Here is a 6351-nt window from a genome sequence, read left to right on the forward strand (position 1 = left end):
TCAGGAGCCACCGGGCTGGACCTGACGGGCATTGGCCGGCATCACCAGCGGCAGCGGCTCCCCGGGGGCCATCGGGCCCGCGCCGCGGACCACGACCACGTCGCGCAGCGCGGTCTCGAGCTCCCCGTCGTCCTGCGGCTGCATCGCCGGCCGGCCGAGGAAGGTGGCGCGCAGCAGCCAGCGCGGACCCTCGACGCCGAGCACCCGGGACGGCTGGGTGGCCGGCTTGCCGTCGGGCGTCTTGGCCGGCATGGCCACGCGCAGCTCGGTGCCGAAGGCACCCTCGGCCTCGGTGGCGGTCCCACCACGGCGGGCGGTCTCTGCGGCGATCTGCTTGCGGATGTCGGGCCAGATCCCGCCGTTGCGCGGGGCCGCGAACGGGCGCAGCTCCAGCGCGCCCTCCTGGTTCACCAGCATCACCGCGGCCACCTGCTGGGTCTTCTCGTCGACCTGGAGCCGCAGCTCGAGCCCCGGCCGGCCCTTGACCAGCAGACCGCCGAGGTCGACCCGAGCAGCCGTCTCCGCCTCGAGGTCCACCTCCGAGGAGTCCCACGGACCCTGCGCGCGGGCATCCTGTCCCCCTGCCGGGGACGGCGCCGCCGTGCCGGACTCGTCCGACGTGGCCTCCGCGGGCGGGCCCTCCGGGGTGTTCTTGCGACGGAACTTCACTGCTTCTCCTCGAACGCTGGTCGCGCGTTGGTGCCGAAACCTCCGGTAGAACCGTAACCCCCCGCACCACGCACGGAGTCCGGCAACTGCTCCACCTCGACGAACCTGGCGTGCTCCACCCGCTGCACGACGAGCTGGGCGATCCGGTCACCACGTCGCAGCCGCACCGGCTCGGCGGGGTCGAGGTTGATCAGCATCACCTTCACCTCGCCGCGGTAACCGGCGTCGACGGTGCCCGGAGCGTTGACGATCGAGATGCCACTGCGTGCCGCCAGCCCCGAGCGAGGGTGCACCAGGGCGACGTATCCCTCGGGGAGCGCGATGCTGATCCCGGTCGGCACCATCGCCCGCTCCCCGGGCGCGAGCTCGACGTCGACCGTGGTGGTCAGGTCGGCACCCGCGTCACCGGGGTGCGCGTACGACGGCAGCGGGACCTCGGCGTCGAGCCGGCGGATCTGGATCTCCACGTCCTCCTGCATGGTCGCCGACCCTATCGGCAGCCGGCGGCGGGGGCGGTGGCAGGCTTGTCCCCGACGAACCAGCGGCCGACCAGTGGACGAGTGAGCGAGTGACCGGCGTGAGTGCGAAGACAAGCGTGGAGTACGACGAGCGCCTGCACGTCCCGCTGCGCTGGTGGGTGCAGGCCGTGATGTTCCTGGCCAGCATCTGGCTCGCCTTCATCGTCGCGCTGCCGGCAGCAGTGGCCTGGACCGCGACCGGAGCCTTCGCCGTGGGTGTGGTGGCGCTGTTCCTGACCTACGGCTCGGCCCGGATCCGGATCGTGGAGGGGGTGCTCCACGCGGGCCGCGCCCAGATCCCGCTCAGCCTGCTGGCCGACCCCGTCGCCCTCGACCGTGAACAGACCCGGCTGCTGGCCGGCCGTGAGGCGAACGTCCACGCCTACCTGCTGCTGCGTCCGTACCTGAAGCGCGCGGTGCGGGTCACCGTCACCGACCCGATGGACCCGACGCCGTACTGGATGGTCTCGACGCGACACCCGGAGAAGCTCACCGCTGCGCTCGCCGGCGCGGGATTGCCCTGACCCGGCACGGGTACCCACCGGTCCCCGCAGTGGCAGACTGACCGTGCTCGCCACCCACCCCTACACAGGAGGAACCTATGGCCTCGGGCTCGAAGGCTTGGAGTGCGATGGCACTCGCCTCGACCGTCTTCGCCGGCATCGCGGCACGAAAGGCGATGACCACCTCGTGGAAGGTGGCCACCGGCAAGGAGCCGCCGGCGAACCCGGCCGACCCGGACGTCTCGATCGGCGAGGCGGTCACCTGGGCCGTGGTCAGCGGCGTCGCGATCGGTGTCGCCCGGATGCTCGCCTCCCGCAAGGCCGCCGACTACTACCGCCGGTCGACCGGCCACCTGCCGCCGAACCTGCAGCAGGCGACTTCCTGACGAACGAGACGACGGCCGGCTCCCGCACGTGGAGCCGGCCGTCGTCTGCTGTTCGGGCGATCAGGCGCAGTCGCGACAGATCATCTTCTTCTCGTCGGCGAGTTGGCTGCGGTGGTGGACCAGGAAGCAGCTCATGCAGGTGAACTCGTCCTCCTGGCGAGGCTTGACCTCGAGCGCGAGCTCCTCGTGGGAGAGGTCAGCCCCGGGGAGCTCGAACGACTCGGCCGCCTCGGCCTCGTCCTCGTCGACCTTCCCGGAGTTCTTGTCGTGGCGCCGCGCCTTGAGCTCTTCGAGGCTCTCCTCGGACTGGTCCTCGTCGGTCTTGCGGGGTGCGTCGTAGTCGGTGGCCATCTTCAGTCTCCTGTCCCCGTCGTGCCGGGGTGTCATGCTCGAGGATCGTCGGGGATCAAGTCGTGCGGATTGTGCCCCATCCCTCGCGGTGGTTGCACGTGCATTCCGCATCGTGTCGTGAGACTCACACCGCTCCCCGTGGCGGCGTGCCGGGTCAACGGGTGCCGGCCCCGGTCTATTCCCGCTCGTCGGCGAAGAATCCGCACGCCTCGGCGAGGTCGGCGAACTCGGTGAAACCGCCCGCCGGTGCGGCCAGGACGCAGGTGGTGCCGCCGACTCCGGGCCGGGTGGCGACGGTCGCGCCGGCCTCGGTCGCGACGAGCCCGCCGGCGGCCATGTCCCAGGGGTTCAGCCCCTCCTCGAGGTACCCGTCGAGCCGTCCCGCCGCCACCGCGCACAGGTCCAGAGCGGCCGACCCGAGCCGGCGTACGTCGCGCACCGTGGCCAGCAGCCGCCCCACGGCCGCCGCCTGCGCGGTCCGCACCTCACGAACGTAGTTGAACCCGGTGCCGATCAGGCGCTGCTCGAGCGCGACGACCTCGCGGACCCGGAGCCGCCGACCGTCGAGCCACGCGCCGCCGCCCCGGGTGGCCGTGAACGTCTCCCCCGACGCCACGTTCACCACGACGCCGGCGACGGCGCCGTCCTCGCGTGCCGCCGCGATCGAGACGGCGTACTGCGGGATGCCGTAGAGGAAGTTCACGGTGCCGTCGATCGGGTCGACCACCCAGGTGACGCCCGTCTCGGACGCCGCGGAGGAGCCCTCCTCGCCGAGGAACCCGTCGCCGGGGCGTGCCTGCGTCAGCCGGGTGTAGATCAGCTCCTCGGCGGCCCGGTCCGCCTCGGTGACGATGTCGACCGGGCTGGACTTGGTGTCGGTGACCGAGACGCCGGCCTCGCGCCGCCCGCGGACGAGCGCCGCCGCCTCGAGCGCCACGTCGCGGGCCAGCTCGAGCAGCTCCGCATCCGTCACCGGGTCAGTCCTCGCCGCACAGCGCCGGCCGTTCGCCCCGCGGGTTGGCGCAGCACCCCTTCGGGCACACGTCCCAGGACGGGGCGAGCACGCCGACCGTCGCCCGGGCGACCTCCTCGCCGCGTTCGGCGGCGGCACGCTCGAGCAGCAGGTCGCGCACCATGGCGACGAAGCGCGGGTCGACGCCCGCGGTCGCGGCCCGCACGAAGCCCAGGCCGAGCTTCTCGGCCGTGGCCTTGGCCTCCGTGTCGAGGTCGTAGACGACCTCCATGTGGTCGGAGATGAAACCGATCGGGACGACCACGACACCGCGGACACCGTCTGCGGCGAGCTGTTCGAGGTGGTCGTTCACGTCGGGCTCGAGCCACGGCACGTGGGGAGCCCCCGACCGGGAGCAGTAGACCAGCTCGCTGGCGTAGCGGTGCCCCGTCTCCTGGCGGATCCGCTCGCCGATGGCCTCGGCCACGCTCAGGTGCTGGGCCACGTAGGCGCCGCCGTCGGGGCCGCTGGCGTCGTTCATCGCCAGCGGGATCGAGTGGGTCACGAACACCACGTGCGCGTCGCGGCGGACGTCCTCGTCGAGCTCCGCGAGCGCTGCCAGGGTTGCGTCGACCATCGGCTCCACGAACCCGGGGTGGTTGAAGTAGTGACGCAGCCGGTCCAGCCGTGGTGCTCCCTCGCCGACCTCGGCAACGGCATCGGCCAGGTTCTCGCGGTACTGACGACAACCGGAGTACGACGAGTACGCGCTCGTGAACAGGCACGCGGCCCGTCGTACCCCGTCGGCCTTCATCTGCTCGATCGCCTCGGTGAGGTAGGGGTCCCAGTTGCGGTTGCCCCAGTAGACCGGGATGTCCAGCCCCGCGGAGCGGAGGTCCTCGCGGATCGCGGCAAGCAGCTCACGGTTGAGGTCGTTGATCGGGCTGCGGCCGCCGAAGAGGAAGTAGTGCTGGCCGACCTCCTCGAGACGCTCGCGCGGGATGCCCTTGCCACGGGTCACGTTCTCGAGGAAGGGGACCACGTCCTCGGGCCTCTCGGGACCACCGAAGGAGACGATCAGCAGGGCGTCGTACGGGGCCGCGTCAGGGTGCATGCGGCCATCTTAGGATTGCGCTTCTGATGCTCACTTCCTACCGTCGGGTCCTCGCCGTGCCGGGCGCAGCCCTCTTCTCCGCCACCGGCCTCGTCGCGCGACTGCCGATCTCGATGGCGAGCCTGGGCATCGTGCTGCTGATCTCGACGCGGACCGGTTCCTACCAGCTCGCCGGTGGGGTGGCCGCGGCTTACCTGGTCGGCAACGCAGGGTTCGCGGTCGTCCAGGGCAGGATGGCCGACCGGCTCGGGCAGAGCCGCGTGCTGCCGTGGACGATCCTGGTGTTCGCCGCGTCGATGGGCCTGATGATGTGGGGCGTCGAGGCGGGCTGGCGCACTCCCCTGCCGCACGCGTTCGCCGTCCTCGGCGGGGCCGCCCTGCCGCAGATCGGCTCCTGCGTCCGCGCTCGCTGGTCGCACAACGTCCCGGACAAGCGCCTGCTGCAGACGGCGTTCGCGCTGGAGGCGGTCGCCGACGAGGCGGTGTTCATGCTGGGTCCGATCCTGGTGACCCTGCTGGCGACGACGGTGCACCCGGTCGCGGGCCTGGGTACGGCGGTGGTGGCCGGCCTGCTGGGCACGCTCGCGCTGGCGAGCCAGCGCGCCACCGAGCCGCCGGCGCACCGCGGGCACACCGGCGCCGGGCCGCGCGAGCCGATGGGCTGGGTCGTCCTGGGTCCGCTCGTGGTGACTGGCCTCGCCATGGGCGTGGTCTTCGGTGGGATCGAGGTGGCCACCGTCGCCTTCGCCGAGGAGCTCGGCTCGAAGGCCGGCTCCGGGCCGCTGCTCGCGGTCATGGCGCTGGGCAGCCTGCTGGCCGGCCTCGCCTACGGGGTGGTCCACTGGCGCCGGTCCAACCCCGTCCGGTTCCGCTGGGGCATGGTGGCTCTGGCGGTCGCCACCGTCCCGCTGCCCTTCGTGGAGGGCTTCGCGCTGATGGGACTGATGCTGTTCGTGGCCGGCTTCGCGATCTCACCCACCCTGATCGCCAGCGTGGCGTGGATCGAGGAGACGGTGCCGGCTCGTCGCTTGACCGAGGGGATCTCGATCACCACGACCGGCATGTACGCCGGCGTCGCACCAGGCGCGGCCGCGGTGGGTGCGGTGATCGACCGCCATGGCGCCTCGGCGAGCTACTGGGTCCCCGTCGCTGCCGCGGCCGCCGGTGCCCTCGTCGCGCTCGCCACCATCGCCATGCCCTCGCGCGGGCGCACGTCGGCGCGGTCCGCGAGCGCCGCCGAATCTGCCTGATCAGCCGAGGAGGTCCTCGGTCTCCCACTCGGCGTCGAAGTCCACCAGCTCGTCCCAGGCGGTGAGCACGGGCTGGTAGGCCTCCCACCACCTCTCGAACCCGGGGCCGCTCGTGGCGCGTTCGAGTGATGCTCGGTCGGGCCAGCGCTGGATGGCGAGCACAGCGTCCGTGCCGTGGGACTCCAGGCTCAGGACGACGTCCGTGGTGAGCTCGCGGTAGTGAGGCTCGATCCTTGCCCTGACCAGGTCGGCGACGTCCTCCAGCGCTGTCCCCTCACGCAGGAGCCATCGCTTGTAGAGGATCACCGGGCGATCCGCGCCACTCATGCCCACAACAGTCGCGGGCGCCGGGTCGTGGCACAACCACCTTCGGTCGAAGGTGGACCGGGTCAGGGCGCACCGGTTGGCCCGGAGGTCTCACATCCTGGGACCGGGGGGGGACCGTCACGGGAGCCTGCGTTCCGTGCGCCGAACTCCAGGTCCCTGCCACAGCCCGAGGGCCGCGAAGGCACCAACCTGAACCGCTCGCCGCGATCATCTTGATATGTGAGACAGATCACAGAAAGTGTCGGTGCTGACCGGGAGCGTGGCAGGCATGACAGCAGTGC

Annotated in this window: 9 protein-coding genes; 3 read left to right on the forward strand and 6 right to left on the reverse strand. The window is 71.8% G+C overall.

What is annotated here, in order from left to right:
* Both ACYVIH_RS07255 and dut read right to left on the reverse strand, forming a co-directional pair.
* A complete protein-coding gene (locus ACYVIH_RS07255) occupies positions 1–669 on the reverse strand; it encodes a DUF3710 domain-containing protein (protein WP_460867657.1) in 669 nt (222 codons plus the stop codon).
* Positions 666–1148, reverse strand: coding sequence for a dUTP diphosphatase (dut, locus tag ACYVIH_RS07260; protein WP_460867659.1), 483 nt, complete (start codon positions 1146–1148; stop codon positions 666–668). Before dut ends, ACYVIH_RS07255 begins: the two co-directional genes overlap by 4 nt.
* Positions 1149–1246: 98 nt before the next feature.
* On the opposite strand from dut, the gene ACYVIH_RS07265 reads away from it, so the two are divergent.
* Both ACYVIH_RS07265 and ACYVIH_RS07270 read left to right on the forward strand, forming a co-directional pair.
* A complete protein-coding gene (locus tag ACYVIH_RS07265; RefSeq protein WP_460867660.1) occupies positions 1247–1711 on the forward strand; it encodes a DUF3093 domain-containing protein in 465 nt (154 codons plus the stop codon).
* A 107-nt stretch (positions 1712–1818) separates the two neighbouring features.
* Complete coding sequence (locus ACYVIH_RS07270; protein WP_460867662.1) at positions 1819–2076, forward strand: DUF4235 domain-containing protein; 258 nt, start codon at positions 1819–1821, stop codon at positions 2074–2076.
* Between the two features lie 60 nt (positions 2077–2136).
* Here ACYVIH_RS07270 and ACYVIH_RS07275 read toward each other — a convergent pair whose 3' ends face one another.
* The 3 genes from ACYVIH_RS07275 to ACYVIH_RS07285 form a co-directional block, all read right to left on the reverse strand.
* Positions 2137–2427, reverse strand: coding sequence for a DUF4193 domain-containing protein (locus ACYVIH_RS07275; RefSeq protein ID WP_460867664.1), 291 nt, complete (start codon positions 2425–2427; stop codon positions 2137–2139).
* Positions 2428–2602: 175 nt separating this feature from the next.
* On the reverse strand, positions 2603–3400 hold the full coding sequence (locus tag ACYVIH_RS07280; protein WP_460867666.1) for an inositol monophosphatase family protein: 798 nt from the start codon (positions 3398–3400) through the stop codon (positions 2603–2605).
* Positions 3401–3404: 4 nt separating this feature from the next.
* Positions 3405–4493, reverse strand: a complete 1089-nt coding sequence (locus tag ACYVIH_RS07285) for a ferrochelatase (RefSeq protein ID WP_460867668.1) — start codon at positions 4491–4493, stop codon at positions 3405–3407.
* Positions 4494–4519: 26 nt separating this feature from the next.
* Here ACYVIH_RS07285 and ACYVIH_RS07290 point away from each other — a divergent pair, with 26 nt between their 5' ends.
* A complete protein-coding gene (locus ACYVIH_RS07290) occupies positions 4520–5743 on the forward strand; it encodes an MFS transporter (RefSeq protein WP_460867670.1) in 1224 nt (407 codons plus the stop codon).
* Here ACYVIH_RS07290 and ACYVIH_RS07295 read toward each other — a convergent pair whose 3' ends face one another.
* Positions 5744–6070: a hypothetical protein gene (locus tag ACYVIH_RS07295; protein ID WP_460867671.1), complete on the reverse strand. Its 327-nt coding sequence runs from the start codon at positions 6068–6070 to the stop codon at positions 5744–5746.
* Positions 6071–6351: the final 281 nt, after the last annotated feature.

The organism is Nocardioides pakistanensis (assembly GCF_054781215.1).

Bases quoted from the DNA above. Each gene is read 5' to 3' on its own strand.
- dut (WP_460867659.1), bottom strand. From the start codon at position 1,148: ATGCAGGAGGACGTGGAGATCCAGATCCGCCGGCTCGACGCCGAGGTC.
- ACYVIH_RS07270 (WP_460867662.1), top strand. From the start codon at position 1,819: ATGGCACTCGCCTCGACCGTCTTCGCCGGCATCGCGGCACGAAAGGCG.
- ACYVIH_RS07275 (WP_460867664.1), bottom strand. From the start codon at position 2,427: ATGGCCACCGACTACGACGCACCCCGCAAGACCGACGAGGACCAGTCC.
- ACYVIH_RS07285 (WP_460867668.1), bottom strand. From the start codon at position 4,493: ATGCACCCTGACGCGGCCCCGTACGACGCCCTGCTGATCGTCTCCTTC.
- ACYVIH_RS07290 (WP_460867670.1), top strand. From the start codon at position 4,520: ATGCTCACTTCCTACCGTCGGGTCCTCGCCGTGCCGGGCGCAGCCCTC.
- ACYVIH_RS07295 (WP_460867671.1), bottom strand. From the start codon at position 6,070: ATGAGTGGCGCGGATCGCCCGGTGATCCTCTACAAGCGATGGCTCCTG.